Genomic DNA, 15,803 nt, shown 5'->3' on the forward strand with positions numbered 1-15,803 from the left:
GCGAGGAAATCACGCGGTGTACGCGTCGGCGACGGTGAGTGCGTGATCGAGGATCGCCAGCCCTTCCTTGGCTTCGGCCTCGGTGATCACGCAGGGCGGGACCACGTGCAGGCGGTTGAAATTGACGAACGGGAGCATCCCGCCGGCGCGGCAGGCCGCCACCAGTTCGTTCATCGCGGGGCTGGTGCCGCCGTAGGGAGCGAGTGGCTCGCGGGTGTCGCGGTTGCGGACCAGCTCGACGGCCCAGAAAACCCCGAGCCCGCGGACTTCGCCGATGCTCGGATGCCGTTGTGCCAGTTCGCGAAGGCCGGGTCCGATGACCGTAGCGCCGATGTCGGCGGCGTTCTCGACGATGCCCTCCTCGGCCATCGCGGTGATCGTCGCGACGGCCGCGGCGGTGGCCAGTGGATGACCGGAATAGGTGAGCCCGCCGGGATACGGGCGGTGGGCGAAGGTCGCCGCGATGGCCGCGTTGATCGCCACGCCGCCGAGTGGGACATACCCCGAGTTCACGCCCTTGGCGAAGGTGATCAGATCGGGCACGACATCGAAATTGTCGATGGCGAACCATTTTCCGGTCCGGCCGAAGCCCGCCATCACCTCGTCGGCGATGAAGACGATGCCGTGCTTGTCGCACAGTGCGCGCACGCCACGCATGTACTCCGAGGTCGGCACCATGATGCCCGCGGTGCCAGGAACCGGCTCCAGCACGATCGCGGCGATGGTTGCCGGACCCTCCATCTCGATGGTGCGTTCGAGATGCGCCAGCGCGCGCTCGGTTTCCTGCGCCTCGTCGGTCGCGTGGAACTCCGTGCGATACAGGAACGGGCCGAAGAAATGCACGGTTCCCGTGTTGCCGTGGTCGTTGGGCCAGCGGCGCGGGTCGCCGGTGAGGTTCACCGCGGTCTCGGTGCCACCGTGGTAGGAGCGGTAGCGCGAGAGCACCTTGTAGCGGCCGGTGTGCAGTCGCGCCATCCGGACGGCGTGCTCGACGGCGTCGGCGCCGCCGTTGGTGAAGAAGATCGTGTCGAGGTCACCGGGAGTGCGTTCGCTGATCAGGCGGGCCGCTTCCGAGCGGGCGTCGTTGGCGAACGAGGGTGCGACAGTGCACAGTTTGGCCGCCTGCTCCTGGATCGCGGCGACGACCTTCGGATGCTGGTGCCCGATATTGGTGTTCACCATCATCGAGGAGAAGTCGAGCAGGCGGTTGCCCTCGCCGTCCCACACGTAGCACCCCTCGGCGGCGGTGAGCACCATCGGCGTGAGAGTCGCTTGCGCGGACCAGGAATGGAAAACGTGGCGGCGGTCGAGCTCATAGGCGCGAGCGGCCTCTTCGGAAAGCGTCATAGCGAAGTCTCCTGGAGTCACTTGTTCTGTGGGAAACCGAGTTCCAGCCCACCGTGGCTGGGGTCGAGCCAGCGGGCGGTGACCGCTTTGGTGCGGGTGAAGAAGTGCACGCCGTCGGTGCCGTGCGCGTGTGAGTCGCCGAACAGGGAATTCTTCCAGCCGCCGAAGCTGAAGTAGGCCATCGGCACCGGGATCGGGACGTTGATGCCGACCATACCCACCTCCACCTCGTGCTGGAATCGTCGTCCCGCGCCGCCGTCGTTGGTGAAGATGGCGGTGCCGTTGCCGTAGCGGTTCGCGTTGATCAGCGCGACCGCTTCCTCGTAGGTGCCGACCCGGACGACCGACAGCACCGGGCCGAAGATCTCGTCGGTGTAGACGCTCATGGCCGGGGTGACGTGGTCGAGAATCGTAGGCCCCAGCCAGAATCCGTCCGGTGCGCCGTCGACGGTGAGGTTGCGTCCGTCGAGCACCACCCGGGCGCCGGACGTTTCGCCCGCGTCGATGTAGTCGGCCACCCGGTCGCGGTGCGCGCGCGTGATCAGCGGGCCCATCTCGGCGCCGCCGGTGCCGTCACCGGTGACGATGCTCGCGGCTCGCTCGCTGATCTTGGTGACCAGATCATCGGCCACCCCGCCGACGGCGACGACCACGCTGATCGCCATGCACCGCTCACCCGCGGACCCGAAACCGGCGTTCACGGCGGCATCGGCGGCCAGGTCCAGGTCGGCGTCGGGCAGCACCACCATGTGGTTCTTCGCGCCGCCGAGGGCCTGCACCCGCTTGCCCGCCGCGGTGCCGCGCTGGTACACGTACTTGGCGATCGGGGTCGAGCCGACGAACGAGACGGCCTTGATGCCCGGGTTGTCCAGGAGTTCGTCGACAGCGACCTTGTCGCCCTGCACGACATTGAACACCCCGTCGGGCAGCCCGGCCTCCTGCCACAGCCGCGCCAGCCACAGGGCCGCCGAGGGATCCTTCTCGCTCGGCTTGAGCACCACCGTATTGCCCGCGCCGATCGCCAGCGGGAAGAACCACATCGGCACCATGGCGGGGAAGTTGAACGGCGCGATGATCGCGACCGGGCCCAGCGGCTGCCGGATCGAGAAGATGTCGACCTCGGTCGAGGCATTCTCGGTGAAGCCGCCCTTGAGCAGATGTGGTACGCCACAGGCGAATTCGACGACCTCGAGCCCCCGGGTCACCTCGCCGAGCGCGTCGGCGGCCACCTTGCCGTGTTCGGCGGTGATCACCGCGGCCAGTTGGGTCTTGCGTTCGGACAGCAGCTCCCGGAAGCGGAACAGCACCTGGGTGCGGCGGGTGAGCGAGGCGTCACGCCAGGAGGCGAAGGCCATCGTCGCGGCGTCGATCGCGGCGCGGGTATCGGCCACGTTCGCCAGCGCCAGTTCCCCGGTGACGGCGCCGGTGGCGGGATTGGTCACCGGTGCGGTGGTCTCGCTGCTGCCGCTGACCGATTTGCCGTCGATCCAATGGCCGATGGACTGCATGAATGCCTCGATTCGCCGGTGGTGTGATGCTTCCACCCTGGTCCATCCGGGCCCTGGACCCGGCCGACGATATGTACATAATTGCGGCATTCATATTACGATTCGTAGGTGCTGTTGACCGTGGCCGATGTGCTCGCGACGCCGGTGATGCAGGCCGGGCAACCCGAGGTCATCTGTGCCGCGAACCTGGACCGGCCGGTGCGCTGGGTGCATGTCAGCGACCAGGCCGAGGTGGCCGACCTCCTGGTCGGCTCGGAGTTGATCCTGACCACCGGGCAGGCGCTCGCCGCTCCTGAACAGGCACGGATCGTCTACTTGCGTTCGCTGTCCGCCGCCGGCGTCGCGGGACTGGTCGTGGAACTGGGCAGCTATGTGAGCGAGCTCGGTCCCGTCGTCGCCGCTACGGCCGCCGAACTCGGGTTGCCGGTGATCGTGCTGCACCGGGTGACCCGCTTCGTGGAGATCACCGAAGCCGTCCATCGGGCGATCGTCGCCGACCAGTACGCCGAACTCGAGTTCGCGCGCACCGTGCACGAGACCTTCACCGAGCTCAGTGTGCGCCGCGCGGCGCTGGCCGAGATCGTGCAGACCGCCGCGAGCATGCTCGACGCGTCGGTGGTGCTGGAAGACCTGTCGCACCGGGTGCTGGCGGCTACCGCCCGCCACACCAGTTCGGCCGCGCTGCTCGATGATTGGGAGTCGGTGTCGCGGATGCTGCCCGACGGATCCGGCGTGGTCGGCGTCGGACCGCACACGCGGCGCTGGGGCAGGCTGATCCTGCGCACCGAGCGAGCCCCGACCGCGCGGGTGGGTATGGTCCTCGAACGCGCCGCGCAAACCATCACCCTGCACCGGATGATCGACAAGGACCGCTTCGGCCTGCACCGGCAGGCCCAAACCGGCCTGATCGCCGATCTGGTGGAGGGGCGGGTGAGCGACGAGCGCGACGCACAGGCGCGCGCGGCCGCCCTCGGTCTGCACCGCCGGGCCCACTATGTGCCGCTGGCGATCGAGATCGACACCGAGCCGGCGTCGGATCCCGTTGCGGCGCAACGACGGAGCGAGGCCATCGTCGAAGCGGTGACGCATGCGCTCGGCCTGGTCGCCGCGTCGGCGCTCAGTGCGGCGCAACATCGGCGAACGCGCGGTGGCGCCGACGGGGAGCAGGTCACCGTGATCCTCGCGGTGACGCGCGGCGGCGACGTCGACGGCCTGCTGGCAACGGTGTGTTCGGCGGTGCTGGCCGAGGTCCGCCGGGTCGACGGCGTGCGTCGTGCGGTCGTCGGCGTCGGCGCCGACGCCGATTCCCTCCTCGACACCGCGGGCAGGCTCGCGCACGCCGCGGGCGTCGCCGAGGTGGCACTGTCGATGACCGCGGCACCGAATCGGCTGTTCTTCCGCAGCGCGGATATTCGCCTGCGCGGTCTGCTGTCGCTGATCCGCGACGAGCCCGGCGTGCAGAGTTTCGCCGAGGCCGAACTCGGGGCACTGCTGCGCTACGACATCCGCCACACCGCCGACCTCACCGGCACGCTACGTCGCTTCCTCGACCTGGCGGGCAACAAGACCGAGCTCGCCAAGGCGCTCGCGATCAGCAGGCCCACCCTCTACGACCGTCTCGACCGCATCGAACGCATCCTCGCCGTCGACCTCGACGACGGTGAATCGCGCACCTCCCTGCACGCCGCGCTGCTCGTGCGCGACCTCACCGCGGGCGGCGAGAAGCCCTAGGCCGCACGGATCAGCGGGTGAGGACGCCGCTCGACTCGACCGCGGCGACGATGAGATCGGCGACGCCACGCTGACCGGCGAGGGTGGGGTGATAGGGGAGCAGGGTCCGATCGGCGAGAATCGGATCGAACCAGCGGACCGCCGGGTCGGCGCACATCCCGAATTCGCGGGAGGCGGTGACGGTATCGATGTACACGGCCCCGTGGTCGGCGGCCGCCCGCGCGACGACGGTGTTGAGGCGTTCGAACTTGGACTGGATGTAGGCGGCGTCGGCGGGAAGCAGGCCGAGCATGGCCGGGCAGCTGGTGTTCGTGAGATAGGTGGGCCAGCCGTCGACGAAGACGGTCGCCTCGGGCGCCCGCCGGGTGATGTCGGCCAGCGCGGCGGCGTAGGCAGGCGCGATCGCGTCGATCTTGTCGTCCCACTCCGGATCCGCCGAGGCGGCGCAACCACCGCTGAGTGCCCCGGCGTGGCAGTGACCGAGGATGAACCGGGTCATGTCGGCGTCGTTGGCGCCCATGTGCAGGGTGACGATCTCGGTGGCGGGACCGAGTGCGTCCAGTTGGGGGTCGATTCCGGCGCCCTGCGACCCGTACAGATCCGGGATCTTCGCCGAGCTGCAGGTCCGGTCGTCGAGCGCCAGCCCGAGTCGTTCGGCGACCAGCTTCGGCGCGTTGGAGCTGGAACGCACGCAGCGCAGCGGAGCCGTCAGGTCGAGATCGACCGCACCCGTCGTGGCCGCCCCGGAATCACCGAGCGCGACGTAGGTGGCGCCCGGCCGTACCTCGGCCCGCGCCACCGCGTAGGTCGACACCGAAACCATCAGCGTCACAGCACCGGTGAGCAGCAAGCTCTTCAACGAGAGCGGATGAGACACCATCGTCCCACGCTATCGGGCGGTGGAACCGGTGACAATGGCGGCAGTGCGGGGAACAACCGTGCGGTTCGCCCTGCCCATCTCCGGCGACGACCTCGATGCCGAGAAGCTCGCGACCGACCTCCTCGATGCCCTCGCCGCCGCCGAGGTCTGAGAGCTGACTGTCGTCCCGCCGGGCGACAGGATCGGGGGGTTGTGGGTGTCGGTGCCGACGACGAAACTTGTTGTATGAGTGCGTTGTCACAGAACCTGATGGGCCGGTGGATCGCATTGGCCGGGATCGAGGCCGAACAGATCGGTGCCGGGGTGGTGGGGCGCTACAGCGAACCACACCGCCGCTACCACACCGGCACGCATCTGGCGGTGATGCTCGCGGCCATCGACGAATTGGCCGATGCCGCAGCCGATATCGACGCCGTGCGCTACGCGGCGTTCTTCCACGACGCGATCTACGCCGTCGCACGGGCCGACAACGAGGAGCGCAGCGCCGACCTGGGCCGTGACATCCTCGAATCACTCGGTGCCGCACCGGAATTGGTCGAGGAGGTGGTGCGGCTGGTAGTGCTGACCCGCGGGCACCGTCCGCAGCCGGGCGATGCGAACGGCGCGGTGCTCTGTGATGCCGATCTCGTCGTTCTCGGCGGGACACCCGAGGACTATGCCGCCTACACCACCGCGATCCGCGCCGAATACGCCCACGTCCCCGACGACCTGTTCCGGGCCGGGCGCGCCTCGGTGCTCCGCAATCTGGCCGATCAGCCCCGGCTTTTCCGTACCGACCTCGCCCACGACCGGTACGAGGCGATCGCTCGCGCCAATCTCGCCGCTGAACTCGCCGACCTCACCGCGGTGAGCGGCTGACCGGCTCCCGGTTTCAGAGCGCAGCGAGCATTTCGGTGGCCAGCGGGCCCGCCGAGGCGGGGTTCTGGCCGGTGTAGAGGTTGCGGTCGACCTCGATGTGCGGTGCCCACGGTTCGCCTTCGCGGTAGTCGGCGCCGAGCGCGACCAAGCGGTCCTGGAGCAGCCACTTCGCCTTGTCGGCGAAGCCCGCCTGGGTCTCCTCCGCATTGCTGAACGCGGTGAGCCGGTAGCCGGCGAAGGGGGAGCTGCCGGATTCGGCGGTGGCGAGCAGCGCGGCGGGGGCATGGCAGACGATGCCGAGCGGTGTGCCGGCAGCGAGAGCGTCATTGAGCAGGGTTCCGGAGACCGCGTCGACGGCGAGGTCTTGCATCGGGCCGTGTCCGCCGGGGTAGAAGACGGCGTCGTAGTCGGCGAGGTCGACCTTGTCGAGCGACAGCGGACTGCGCAACGCGGTGGCGCCGGACAGGATCGCGGCGACCGCTGCGGCACCATCGGCGCCGCCGTTGACCTCGGGGGCGAGGCTGGCTCGGTCGACGGTCGCGACGACGCCGTCCGGAGTCGCCACGGTGACGGTGTGGCCCGCGCCGGTGAATGCCTCGTACGGTGCCGTGAACTCCTCGGCCCAGTACCCGGTGGGGTGCTCGGTGCCGTCCGCCAGGGTCCAGTGGTCCGCGCCGGTCAGGACGAACAGGATGTGTGCCATCGGATTCCTTCTCCATTCAACGGGTTCGGGGCGAGCGCCGATGTCGTCGTCGGGTCGCGTCGTCCACGCTAGGGTCGGTGGCATCTTCTGACCAATAGGATGGCCTATATGAGACATAGGTCAGTCGATGGCTCGATGGATCTGGTGCAGTTGCGGACCTTTCTTGCCGTGTTCCGCACCGGCTCGCTCACCGCGGGCGCGGTCCAGGTCGGGCTGTCGCAACCGACTGTCACCACGCAGATCCAGGCGCTCGAACGGCACCTCGGCAGGCCGTTGTTCGAACGCTTGCCGCGGGGGGTGACGCCGACCGCCGCCGGTCACGAGCTGGCGGCGCGGGTGGGCGGTCCGCTCGAGGAGCTGGAGGCGATCGTCAGTGGTGCGGCGACCGACCGGGCGGCCCCGGCCGAGCCGCCGGTGCTGCTGGGTGGACCGGCGGAGATGCTCGCCGCCAAGATCGTGCCCGCGTTGTCGCCGTTGGTCGCCGACGGCGTGCGGCTCACCGTCAGTACCGGCATGACCGACGAGTTGCTCGCGCGATTGCATTCGGGGGCATTGGATCTGGTCTTCGCCACCACCCGCCCGCGCGGGCGGATCGTGCTGGCCGAACCGCTCGTCGACGAAGAGTTCCTGCTCGTCGCCGCACCGTCCATCGCCGACCGGATCGACATCGAACGGCTGCGCGCCGAAGGTCCGATCGCGCTCGACGGCATTCCGCTCGTCAGCTACGCCGCCGATCTGCCGATTCTGCGCCGCTACTGGCGCCACGTCTTCGAGACCCGCCTGGAAACCGAGCCCGCCCTGATCGTCGGCGATCTGCGCGCGGTACTCGCCGCTGTCACCGCGGGGGCGGGGATCAGCGTGCTCCCGCACTACCTGTGCGGCCGGGAGCGGGCCGACGGGACGCTGGTCACGTTGCTCGATCCCGCCGACCCGCCGATCAACACCGGTTTCCTGGCGCGTCGGGTCGGCGCACCGTCGCGACCGCACGTCGACCTGGTCCGCGCCCGGTTGGTGGAGGCGGCGCGAAGTTGGCGAGCCGGATGTGGCGTGTGACAGGCAAGCGAGCGCTTGCACTTGACAGGCAAGTCCGTGCTTGCCTATGGTTCGAGGGGAGTGGACGGAGAGTGCCGAGTGACCGACATCTTCACCGCCTTGGCGGATTCGACACGACGCGCGCTCCTCGACGAACTGGCCGATCGCGACGGGCAAACCCTGTTCGAACTGTGCGCCCGCCTCGTGAGCAAGCACGACATCAGTTCGTCACGCCAGGCGATCACCCAGCACCTGGCCGTACTCGAGGACGCCGGTCTCGTACATACCCGTCGGCAAGGCCGATACAAGTTCCATCACGCCGATTTCACGCCGCTGCGCGCGGTGCCGGTGCGATGGCCGATCCCTCAGGAGGACCCATGATCCGCATCGGAGTGACCAGCGTCTTCGTCGACGACCAGGCCAAGGCCGAGACCTTCTACACCGACGTGCTCGGCTTCCAGGTCAAAGACAAGGTCCCGGTCGGTGAATACGACTGGCTCACCCTCGTCTCGCCCGCCGACGTGGACGGCATCCAGCTGCTGCTCGAGCCCGACCAGCACCCGGCGGCCAAGGCCTACAAAACGGCGCTGAGCGCCGAAGGCATCCCCGTGATCGTCTTCACCGTCGACGATCTCGACGCCGAATACCGTCGCCTGCTCGACCGTGGCGTCTTCTTCACCCAGGCCCCCGCCCCCATGGGCCCGGTCAGCACCGCGGTCTTCGACGACACCTGCGGCAACCTCATCCAGCTGATGGCGCCCGTTACCGAGTGATGATCAGAAGTTCGGTGGGGGAGGCGATTTCGGCGCGCAGACCTGCCTTGGTGGCTACCCGGGCAACGGCGCGGATGTCGGTGGGGTCGGCGCGGGTGAGCACCAGCGCGCGGGCGAGCAGGCCCTTGTGATGCTTGTTGAAATGGCTGACGACGGTACGTGAGCCGTCCGGGTGTTCGGTGAGGACATTGGCGGTGATGGCGTCGGGGACTCGGCCGAGCTGCTGGTAGGTGCCCGAGCGCAGGTCGATCACGAGTTCGCCCGCGGCTTCCGCGTAGAGGGCGTCGGGCAGCACATCGCGCCAGACTGCCGACAGTGTCGCCAGCCCTGGGAGCTTGGTGCCGCCGGAGAGGCGGTAGGCGGGAATGGGGTCGGCCGCGCGGACGGCGCCGAACAGGGCCGAACCGATCCCCAGTCGCGCGTAGGCCTTGGCGCGCTGCGCCGTGGTGAACGATGTCGCGTCCAGCGCGTCGTAGAGGACACCGGTGTAGCGCTCCAACGCCGGGCGCGTCGCCGACGTGCGCAGGCTCGCGTTGCGGGCGACCTCCGCGTCCGCGCCCTTACCCAATCCGAGCACGGCCGCCGACTGCGCGGGGTCGGCCGCCAGCTGCACCACCTCGGTGATCAACTTGTCGCGGACCGCGCTGAGCTGCGGCATCGCGAGATCGTCGAGGTTCAACGGCGCACCCGATCCGCCGTCGGATTTGGTTTCGGAGGGAGGCAGCAGCACCAGCACGATCGTCAACGGTAATCGCCGGACGAACTGCCACCTCGCCCCGCCCCGACGTAGACCGGCTGTCGCTGTCAGCGACTTCGCCCGTGCGCGCACAGCGGCACCGGAGCCCGCCCCGAGTTGTGTTCAGCCGCCGCCGAGTTCAGCGCACCGCCTCCAAGAACTTCCGAGTGCGCTCGTTGGCCGGAGCTTCGAAGATCTGCTCCGGCGGGCCCTGCTCGACGATGCGACCGGAGTCGAACATCAGCACCCGGTCCGACACCTCGCGGGCGAAGCGCATCTCATGGGTGACGATCAGCATGGTGATATCGGTGGTTTCGGCGATGGTGCGCAGGACGTCGAGGACGTCGCCGACCAGTTCCGGGTCCAAGGCCGAGGTCACCTCATCGAGCAGCATGACCTTGGGGTCCATCGCGCAACACCGCGCGATCGCCACCCGCTGCTGCTGACCTCCCGACAACTGCGAGGGGTGCGCGTCGGCCTTGTCGGCCAGCCCGACCACCTCCAGCAGATGCCGAGCACGCTCGCGCGCTTCGTCTTTCGACTTGCCGAGCACGTGAATCGGCGCCTCGGTGATGTTCTCCAGCACCGTCATGTTCGGAAACAGGTTGAACTGCTGGAACACCATGCCGATCTTGGTCCGTACCGCCCGCAGATGTTTCTCCTTGGCGGGTACCAGCTTTCCGCCGCGCTCGGTATGGGTGAGCGGTTCACCGTCGACCCAGATCACGCCGTCGCTGATCGTCTCCAGGGTCATCAGCAGCCGCAAGATGGTGGTCTTGCCCGACCCCGACGGCCCGATCAGCGTGACCTTCTCCCCGCGTCGCACGCTGAAATCGAGGTGATCGAGCACGGTGAGGTCGCCGAAGCGCTTGACCACCTGATCGAATCGGATCATCTCGTCAGTAGTAGGCAAGTCGCTTCTCCAGTCTTCTGATCAGCACAGACGTCGGGTAGCTGGCGACGAGGAAGAACACCCCGGCCATTGTGATCGACTCCAGGTACGCGAAGTTGCGTGCCCCGAATTGCTGTGCGGCGGTCACCAATTCGACGACCGAGATGGCGAACAGGAACGGTGTGTCCTTGAACATCGAGACGGCGTTGGTGCCGAGCGCGGGCAGGCTCGCCCGGATCGCCTGCGGCAGCACCACCGCACCCCAGGTACGGGTGGGCGGCAACGACAGCGCACGCGCCGCCTCCCACTGTCCCTTCGGCACCGCCTCGATCCCGGCCCGATACACCTCGGCCAGATAACTCGAATAGTGGATGCCCAGCACCACGATGCCGATCTGCAACGCCGAGAACTGCGTGAACAGTGTGTAGGCGAACAGCAGTTGCACGACCAGCGGGGTGAGCCGGACGAACTCGCTCACCGCGTGCACCGGCGCGGCGATCGGGCGCGGCATCGTGCGGCGGACGATCGCGATCACCAGCCCGAGCACCGCGGCCAGCGCGAAGCCCAGCACCGTGGCCAGCAGTGTGATCTGGAAGCCGTCCCACAACACCGGCAGCGCCTCGCGAGCGCGCTCCCAACTCCATTCCGCCCTCATGGCGCCACCTTCGTATCGTCGGGCGCCAGGCTGAGGACCTCCTTGAGCGACGCCCCGCGACCCAGCTTGGTCTTGGCGCGGGTTTCGAGCAGGTTCATGCCCAGGGTGAGCAGATAGCCGAGGACGAAGTAGATGACCAGGCCGACACCGAAGGAGAACAGCGTGTCGCTGGTGGTCTTGCGCAGGTCACCGATCTCGTAGGTCAGGTCGTGCAGGGTGATGTAGGACGCCACGGCCGTGCCTTTGAGCAGGTGGACGAGCAGATTGGTCAACGAGGGCAGCATCAGCGCCCATGCTTGCGGGAACAGCACCCTGCGCATCCGCTGCCACGGGCTGAAATTGAGCGCGACTGCCGCCTCGAACTGCGCGCGCGGTACCGCGTTGAGCGCGCCGCGCACCACCTCGGCACCGTAGGCACCGTAGTTGAGGCCGAGCGCCAAAATGCCGCAGAACAGTGGATCGAGTTTGTAGCCGAGCAACGGCAGTACATAGAACAGCCAGAAGATCTGCACCAGCAGTGAGGTGCCGCGGAAGAATTCGATCATGACCCTGGCGCTGCCGCGTGCCGCGAGATTGCGCACGCGCGCGGTGGTGCCGAGGGCGAGGGCGAGGACGAACGCGAGGAGCGCGCCGCCGATGGTCAGCTCCAGCGTGACCACGATGCCCTTCCACAACGAGGGAAGGGCATCGCGCAACGCGTCGAGATTGCTCATGCGTGAATCAGATTTCGCCCTTGCACAGCTTGGCCGTCGTGTACTTCGGATCCGGCAGTTCGCGCTCGGTGAACCCGAACTTCCCGACGATCGACAGGTACTTGTCCTTGTCGCCGGTGATCTTGGCCAGCTCGGCGTTGTAGGCGGCGAGCAGGTCGGGGTCGGTGGTGCGGAACACGGTGCCACCGGCGCCGACCTGCGGCTTGCCGTCGATGACGGCCACGAACGACGGTGTCACGTCGACTGCGGCGTTGGGGGTGTGGCTCTTCAGCCAGTTCAGCGAGATCGCGGTGAGCGCGAACACGTCGGCGCGCCCGGAGGTGACGGCGTCCATGCCGTCCTGCGGGGTGCCGACCTGGGTGGCGTCGATGCCGAGCGAGCTGGCGTAATCGGATTCGATGGCGCCGGTCATCGCGGCCATCTTCGCGCCACTGGCCTTGATCGACTGCATATCCGTCAGATTCATCGGATTACCGGGTTTCACCATCAGCGCGGTGGTGTACATGAATTCCGGTTCGCTGAAAGAGGCCTGTTCACAGCGTTTCGGCAGGATCGACATGCCGGCGCTGACCGCGTCGAATCGGTTGGCCTGCAGGCCGGGGATCAGTGCGCCGAACTCGGTCTGCACGCCGTCGACGGTCTCGATGCCGAGGTTGGCGAAGATCTCCTTGTGCAGGGCCACCGTGGCGCCGGTGAGCTGGCCGCCCTCTTCGAACGAATAGGGTGCTTCACCGGCGAAACCCACGGTGATCGTGCCCTTGTCCTTCAGTGACTGCAGGAGCTGACCGCTCTCGGTGGTCTCGGTCTTGGTGCATCCGGCGAGGGCCGCGGCCACCATCGCGGCACCGGCGAACACCGCTGTACAGCGCTTCGACATAGATTTCGTCTCAGCCATTGTGACCTCTCGCAAGGGCAGCGTCGCCGCCGCCAATTTTCTGTTGTAAGTGGGTAATTGACTTATGGGGAAAATCTAGTCACCCAAGAATTGCCAAATGCGGTTACGTTATCAGGTTGTTATCTGATGATTGAAATATATTTGTACTGGGTAACCCGATATGCGCTGTTTTGCCGGAACCGGTTTTCGCGGGCTCGATAGCGCTCAGGTGGCAATCGGCTGTCGCCCCGCCCGGACCAGGGACTACCCTGTGCATCCGTGATCACCCGCCTCTCCCGCCTGTTCCTGCGCACCCTGCGAGACGATCCCGCCGACGCCGAGGTGCCCAGCCACAAACTGCTCGTTCGCGCCGGCTACGTCCGTCGGGTCGCCCCCGGCGTGTACTCGTGGCTGCCGCTCGGTCTGCGCACGCTGCGCAAGATCGAGGACGTGGTGCGCCAGGAGATGGACGCCACCGGCGCCCAGGAGATCTCGCTGCCCGCCCTGCTGCCGCGCGAGCCCTACGAGACCACCAACCGGTGGACCGAGTACGGGCCCGGCCTGTTCCGGCTCAAGGACCGCAAGGGCGGCGACTACCTGCTCGGACCCACCCACGAGGAGCTGTTCGCGCTCACCGTGAAGGGTGAGTACAACTCCTACAAGGATCTGCCGGTCACGCTCTACCAGATCCAGACCAAGTACCGCGACGAGGAACGCCCCCGCGCGGGCATCCTGCGAGGCCGCGAGTTCGTGATGAAGGACTCCTACTCCTTCGACATCGACGACGACGGTCTGACCAACAGCTACGCCACCCACCGCAAGGCCTACGAGGCCATCTTCGAACGGCTCGGCGTCGAGTACGTGATCGTGGCCGCGACCTCCGGCGCCATGGGCGGCAGCGCGTCCGAGGAGTTCCTCGCCGCCAGCCCGGTCGGTGAGGACACCTACGTGCGCTGCGTCGAGTCCGGCTACGCGGCGAACGTGGAAGCCGTGGTCACCCCCGCGCCCCCAGCGCTGCCCATCGAGGGTCAGGCCGACGCGGTCGAGTACGACACCCCGAACACCCCCACCATCGCGACGCTGGTCGACTGGGCCAACTCCGCCGACGTTCTCGGGCGCACGGTGACCGCCGCCGACACGTTGAAGAACGTGATGGTGAAGCTGCGCCACCCCGACGGCAAGACCGAGATCCTCGGCATCGGCGTCCCCGGTGACCGCGAGGTCGACGACAAGCGGCTGGGCGCCGCGGTCGAACCCGCCGAGGTGGAACTGCTCACCGAGGCCGATTTCGCCGCCAATCCGTTCCTGGTGAAGGGCTACATCGGGCCGAAGGGTCTGGCCGCCAACGGTGTTCGCTACCTCGTCGACCCCCGCGTCGTCGACGGCACCGCCTGGATCACCGGCGCCGACGTGGCGGGCAAGCACGTTGTCGGCCTGGTCGCCGGGCGCGACTTCACCCCCGACGGCACCATCGAGGCCGCCGAGGTCCGCGACGGCGATCCCTCGCCCGACGGCGCGGGCCCGCTGGTGTCCGCCCGCGGCATCGAGATCGGCCACATCTTCCAGCTCGGCCGCAAGTACACCGACGCCTTCGACGTCGACGTGCTCGGCGAGAACGGCAAGCCGGTCCGCCTCACCATGGGCTCCTACGGCATCGGCGTCTCCCGCATGGTCGCGGTGATCGCCGAACAGCAGCACGACGAGAAGGGCCTGCGCTGGCCCGCCGAAGTCGCCCCCTTCGACGTGCACGTGGTCATCGCGAACAAGGACGCCGCCGCCCGCGACGGTGCCGAACACGTCGTCGCGGGCCTGGACGCCGAAGGCCTCGAGGTCCTCTTCGACGACCGCACCGCCTCCCCCGGCGTGAAGTTCAAGGACGCCGAACTCCTCGGCATGCCCTGGATCCTGGTCATCGGCCGCGGCTGGGCCGAAGGCAAGGTCGAACTGCGCAACCGCTTCACCGGCGAAGCCGAGGAGATCCCCGCCGAAGACGCCGTCAGCGCGGTCACCGCCAAGATCCGCGGCTGACCTCGTCTCCCCGATCGCGCTGTCCCACTTCCTGCGGGGCAGCGCGATTTGGTTGTTTCAGGCGGCCGAGGCCTGGTAAATCATCGCAGCGGCGCAAGGTGCGACAGAGGCCGGAATCAGATCTGCGACGGCGTAGGCGTGGATCGTCATGGGGGCATTGTGGGTAGGTATCGGAGTACGTCTGAGTTGCCGTTGCCGGGGGAGTGGAAGCGGAAGGCGTTCGGCGCGTATCGGTATGTGGTGTTGCCGTTCGCGTGTGCGCTGGTTTTGTGGCCGGTGACGCTGGGACTGGTCTCGGCGATGGTGACGGAGCCGGGATCGGTGGGGCCCGGGCTCTTCGGGCTCGTGCTGCTCGGTCCGCTGACTGCTGTTTTCACCGGCTGGGGATGGTCGGAGATCCCGCGAGCCGCTCCGGTGGCCGCCGAGATTCGGGTCACCGACGGTGGCCCGGCACTCGTGCTGCCGGTGCCGCGGCCGTCCTCGACCGGAAGTCTGGTGGCCATAGCGTTCGGAGTGGCAGTGCTCGGGGCTGGGCTGTGGCAGTTCGTCGCATCGTTGAACGACGACTGGTCGACGGGAGCGGCGCTGTTGTTCCTCATGTCCTTGCCTGCCTTGGTTGCCCTGCTCCTCGGCTTCGGCACGTACCGCCCTCGCAAGACCCTCGGCGACATCGGCATCGAACTCACCCCGCAGCACATCTGCATCGACTACGGCAACGGCCCGACCAGAGTTGCCTGGCAGGACGTCTCGGCGGTCGGCGCCCGCAGCCGCCGGGAAGGGTTCCGATTCGGTAGCGGAACCAACGTGATCAGCCTCGTCACCGGCGATGCCGATACCGGCTACCGAACCATCGACATCGTTCACACCGACCTCGAGACCGACCCGACCCGGGTGTATCACCTGTTCCTGTTCTACGTGCGCAACCCGGGGAGGCGAGCCGAGCTCGGGACCGAACTCGGGCTGGATCGCTTCCGGCGCGCCGAATACGCCGGCGAACACCCGACCCCGGCGGCACTGTGATGCCCAGCGCCGGGCGCCGTCGAACAGGACGAGGGAGCGTTCGAACTTACGGC

Annotated in this window: 16 protein-coding genes; 7 read left to right on the forward strand and 9 right to left on the reverse strand. The window is 67.9% G+C overall.

Going from position 1 to position 15,803, the window contains the following annotated elements; all coding sequences use genetic code 11:
• Window positions 1–9 precede the first annotated feature (9 nt).
• Window positions 10–1,347: an aspartate aminotransferase family protein gene (locus ACFWFP_RS03010; protein ID WP_379292837.1), complete on the reverse strand. Its 1,338-nt coding sequence runs from the start codon at window positions 1,345–1,347 to the stop codon at window positions 10–12.
• Between the two features lie 17 nt (window positions 1,348–1,364).
• The gene (locus ACFWFP_RS03015) at window positions 1,365–2,855 is read right to left on the reverse strand and encodes a CoA-acylating methylmalonate-semialdehyde dehydrogenase (protein ID WP_379292838.1); all 1,491 of its coding nucleotides are present in this window, start codon (window positions 2,853–2,855) and stop codon (window positions 1,365–1,367) included.
• 108 nt (window positions 2,856–2,963) lie between these two features.
• Here ACFWFP_RS03015 and ACFWFP_RS03020 point away from each other — a divergent pair, with 108 nt between their 5' ends.
• Window positions 2,964–4,586: a PucR family transcriptional regulator gene (locus tag ACFWFP_RS03020; RefSeq protein ID WP_379292839.1), complete on the forward strand. Its 1,623-nt coding sequence runs from the start codon at window positions 2,964–2,966 to the stop codon at window positions 4,584–4,586.
• A 10-nt stretch (window positions 4,587–4,596) separates the two neighbouring features.
• Here ACFWFP_RS03020 and ACFWFP_RS03025 read toward each other — a convergent pair whose 3' ends face one another.
• Complete coding sequence (locus tag ACFWFP_RS03025; RefSeq protein WP_379292840.1) at window positions 4,597–5,466, reverse strand: SGNH/GDSL hydrolase family protein; 870 nt, start codon at window positions 5,464–5,466, stop codon at window positions 4,597–4,599.
• 225 nt (window positions 5,467–5,691) lie between these two features.
• Between ACFWFP_RS03025 and ACFWFP_RS03030 the strand changes: the two genes are divergently transcribed.
• Window positions 5,692–6,324 (forward strand): metal-dependent phosphohydrolase, encoded by a 633-nt coding sequence (locus tag ACFWFP_RS03030; RefSeq protein WP_379292842.1) that lies wholly within the window; start codon window positions 5,692–5,694, stop codon window positions 6,322–6,324.
• A gap of 13 nt (window positions 6,325–6,337) precedes the next feature.
• Here ACFWFP_RS03030 and ACFWFP_RS03035 read toward each other — a convergent pair whose 3' ends face one another.
• On the reverse strand, window positions 6,338–7,027 hold the full coding sequence (locus tag ACFWFP_RS03035) for a type 1 glutamine amidotransferase domain-containing protein (protein ID WP_379292843.1): 690 nt from the start codon (window positions 7,025–7,027) through the stop codon (window positions 6,338–6,340).
• A gap of 108 nt (window positions 7,028–7,135) precedes the next feature.
• Here ACFWFP_RS03035 and ACFWFP_RS03040 point away from each other — a divergent pair, with 108 nt between their 5' ends.
• From ACFWFP_RS03040 to ACFWFP_RS03050, 3 genes are all read left to right on the forward strand, one after another.
• Entirely contained in the window at window positions 7,136–8,080 is a 945-nt protein-coding gene (locus ACFWFP_RS03040) for a LysR family transcriptional regulator (RefSeq protein ID WP_379292844.1), read from the forward strand.
• 78 nt (window positions 8,081–8,158) lie between these two features.
• The gene (locus tag ACFWFP_RS03045) at window positions 8,159–8,440 is read left to right on the forward strand and encodes an ArsR/SmtB family transcription factor (RefSeq protein ID WP_379292845.1); all 282 of its coding nucleotides are present in this window, start codon (window positions 8,159–8,161) and stop codon (window positions 8,438–8,440) included.
• A complete protein-coding gene (locus tag ACFWFP_RS03050; RefSeq protein WP_379293733.1) occupies window positions 8,440–8,832 on the forward strand; it encodes a VOC family protein in 393 nt (130 codons plus the stop codon). The genes ACFWFP_RS03045 and ACFWFP_RS03050 overlap by 1 nt, the downstream gene beginning before the upstream one ends.
• On the opposite strand, the gene yaaA is transcribed toward ACFWFP_RS03050, so the two are convergent.
• From yaaA to ehuB, 5 genes are all read right to left on the reverse strand, one after another.
• The gene (yaaA, locus tag ACFWFP_RS03055) at window positions 8,822–9,568 is read right to left on the reverse strand and encodes a peroxide stress protein YaaA (RefSeq protein WP_379292846.1); all 747 of its coding nucleotides are present in this window, start codon (window positions 9,566–9,568) and stop codon (window positions 8,822–8,824) included. The two genes, ACFWFP_RS03050 and yaaA, sit on opposite strands and share 11 nt — an antisense overlap.
• 139 nt (window positions 9,569–9,707) lie before the next feature.
• Window positions 9,708–10,463, reverse strand: coding sequence for an ectoine/hydroxyectoine ABC transporter ATP-binding protein EhuA (gene ehuA, locus ACFWFP_RS03060; protein WP_379292847.1), 756 nt, complete (start codon window positions 10,461–10,463; stop codon window positions 9,708–9,710).
• Between the two features lie 4 nt (window positions 10,464–10,467).
• Window positions 10,468–11,115, reverse strand: coding sequence for an ectoine/hydroxyectoine ABC transporter permease subunit EhuD (ehuD, locus tag ACFWFP_RS03065; protein ID WP_379292849.1), 648 nt, complete (start codon window positions 11,113–11,115; stop codon window positions 10,468–10,470).
• Complete coding sequence (gene ehuC / locus ACFWFP_RS03070; protein WP_379292850.1) at window positions 11,112–11,828, reverse strand: ectoine/hydroxyectoine ABC transporter permease subunit EhuC; 717 nt, start codon at window positions 11,826–11,828, stop codon at window positions 11,112–11,114. Before ehuC ends, ehuD begins: the two co-directional genes overlap by 4 nt.
• A gap of 7 nt (window positions 11,829–11,835) precedes the next feature.
• The gene (gene ehuB / locus ACFWFP_RS03075) at window positions 11,836–12,705 is read right to left on the reverse strand and encodes an ectoine/hydroxyectoine ABC transporter substrate-binding protein EhuB (protein WP_379292851.1); all 870 of its coding nucleotides are present in this window, start codon (window positions 12,703–12,705) and stop codon (window positions 11,836–11,838) included.
• Between the two features lie 276 nt (window positions 12,706–12,981).
• On the opposite strand from ehuB, the gene ACFWFP_RS03080 reads away from it, so the two are divergent.
• Complete coding sequence (locus tag ACFWFP_RS03080) at window positions 12,982–14,730, forward strand: proline--tRNA ligase (protein ID WP_379292852.1); 1,749 nt, start codon at window positions 12,982–12,984, stop codon at window positions 14,728–14,730.
• A gap of 276 nt (window positions 14,731–15,006) precedes the next feature.
• Complete coding sequence (locus tag ACFWFP_RS03085) at window positions 15,007–15,750, forward strand: hypothetical protein (RefSeq protein WP_379292853.1); 744 nt, start codon at window positions 15,007–15,009, stop codon at window positions 15,748–15,750.
• Window positions 15,751–15,803 lie beyond the last annotated feature (53 nt).

It is taken from the genome of Nocardia sp. NPDC060249, assembly GCF_042728755.1.
Taxonomy (GTDB): domain Bacteria; phylum Actinomycetota; class Actinomycetes; order Mycobacteriales; family Mycobacteriaceae; genus Nocardia.